This window comes from Campylobacter troglodytis (genome assembly GCF_006864425.1).
GTDB lineage: Bacteria > Campylobacterota > Campylobacteria > Campylobacterales > Campylobacteraceae > Campylobacter_D > Campylobacter_D troglodytis.
Genome location: NZ_QHLI01000116.1, coordinates 1 through 2,521 on the forward strand (window position 1 = coordinate 1; position 2,521 = coordinate 2,521).

Consider the following 2,521-nt stretch of genomic DNA (forward strand, 5'->3'; position numbering starts at 1 on the left):
TTTCAAGCCTTTAAACCCTCACTCAAGCGACACATTTTCTTTTAAACTCATCATCAAAGATTATGATTCCTCAAAGCCATTAAAGAACAAAGAAATTAAACTCACTAACATTGATTCTAAAAAAAGCTATCTTAAATTCACAAATTCAAAGGGCGAGGTGGGATTTGATCTTTTACGAAGCGAGAGGGGGGATTTTTTTGACATTGAGCTAATAAATGACAATGATTACAAGCAAAGCCCATATTATCTAGCAAAAGAATTAAATTCAAGGCAAAGAAAAACAAAGGATCTTACCAAGAAAATTCTAAGCCCTAATAATTATCAGAGCTATCTTGCAACAGTTTATTTTGATAAAAAACAAGGATCAAACACCATCATAGGTGTATTAAAGGCATATAAAACAAACAGTGAATATACAAGTATGGATAATTCCTTTGAATCCTTTGCTAATGAGTGGCAAGATGAGGTGTATAGCATTGATGATAAACAAGCTTTAAGAATTCAAGCCTTTTTGTATGAGCTTGATAAGGATGAAAATGGCACATATGATCTTGATAAAGATGAAAGCTACACAAAAGAATTCACAAAGCAAACAAGCTATTATCAAAGGAATCTTTTAGAGGATAAAAAAATCGCACCACAAGATTTAGATAAAATTCAGTGGTATTATCAGGTATTAACTAGCAAGACACAAACAAGGCTAAATGTCAAACAAGTAGCCAAAAAACTTCAATTCATAACAGATCAACAAGGAACAAATATCTATTTTAAGCTTTCAATGCTTAGCTTAAATGAAAGAAAAAATGCCAAAAGAATTCGCATCTTTGCTTACATAGGCAATGCAAATGAGGTAATGTATGCAAATACCATAAATTTAAAAACAAACAAAACAAAAGACACAAAAAATAGAGTGGAGAGAATTTACTGCGTTGAGCTTAAAATCCTTCAAAATAGATTTTCCTTGTTTTTTGATGGCGAGCATTTAAGGCTTTATGAAAACGAAAGACTGTTTTATCATAATAACAAGCCTTGTATCTGGGATGCAAGAAGCAGCAAGGCTAGCAAGGCTAAAATGCAAGATAGGCTTTGTGTAAAATTTAGCGACACTGAGAATTTTTACTATGATACAGCCTTACAAAAAAACAAGCAGGTTGTCAAAGAGGGGGATTTTTTTGTAAAATTCAATAGTAGCGATGAGCTTACTTTTTTAGAGCTTTATGAAACGAAAGACTGTGTTAAAAAAATTGCTTCTATCAATGAGCTTGAATTTAATCTAGAATATGGCAATATAAATTTAGGCACTAGCTTTTTAAGCCTCATTCAAACCCTAAAAGAACTTAATATGGGCTCAATCATTCCTTTAAAGATAAGCTATAAAAAAAGAATACTCATACACATAAAACGTATCTTGCAAAGTACAAGAGCTACAAAGGCGGAATTTAGTATGTATATAGATGGCAAAAAATGGGAATTTCAAAACAGCAAGAAAATCAAAACAAGCAAGGCTTATGTGCTAGAAAGACCTGGACCTGATTGCATAACGCCAAATTTGGAGCTAAGAATTCCTGAGGGCAGGTATAATGTAGCTTGGCATACTAACTCAAATCAAGCATATAAAAATAAGGTTTTAAAATTATATAATGACAATGTTTTACAAGCTAGGGCTATTTTAATTCATAGTGGAAAAAATGCCAAAAATTCAAGGGGCTGTTTGCTCTTAGAAGAAAAGCTAGGAAAAGAAAATGAGCTAGAAAGAGGGATTTCTATCATCAAAGCCTTGCAAAATACCTTTAATGACAAGGGCTTTAAAGACAAATTTGAAAATATGCCCAAGACAGCAGAGCATATGATGGTTATGGTGGAGAATGAATTTGAAAGCACAAGTAGCATTAATACATTGCATAAAAACAAAGAATACTACATAGATGATGAGGGCTATTTGCATTGGGAAGTATATGGGGTAGATAAAATTAAAAGAGCAAAAGACATTTGGAAAAAGCTTAATTATGAAGATCAAACAAAACAGTTAAAAGAAAAACTTAAACAAGGAAATCTAACAAAAGAACAAATCAAAGCCATTGTGTTGCATAGGACAGATAGCACAAGTGCTTTGCAAGCTATCAATAGCTTTTTAAACAAGGAATTAGGCACGCATTTTTTAATCGATAAAGATGGCACTATATATCAATGTGCTAGTTTGCATAAATGGACAAGGCATATAGGGGATATTAAAGCAAGAGATATAGAAATAAATGGAAAAAATTCAAAAGATTATAGCAAGTATAAAAATAAAACATATAAAGAAATTGCTAGTATAGAAAAACGCAAATCTTACCCAACTAGGTATCCTATAAATAATGATAGTATAGGGATTGAGGTAGTTGGGAAATGCTACAATGATAAAGAGAAAAAAATAAAGATTGGACTTAATTATACACAATATAATGGAAAATGGGAAGAGGCAGCACAAGAGCAAAAAGTTTCAATAAAACATTTGGTGGATATTTTGAAAGCTGAATAT

The 2,521-nt window shown here is 31.8% G+C and carries 1 protein-coding gene; it reads left to right on the forward strand.

The genetic code is table 11. The features are described from left to right. Window positions 1-2,521, forward strand: a 2,521-nt coding sequence (locus DMC01_RS12200) for a DUF5675 family protein (protein ID WP_185908939.1), incomplete at both ends; no start/stop codon positions are given.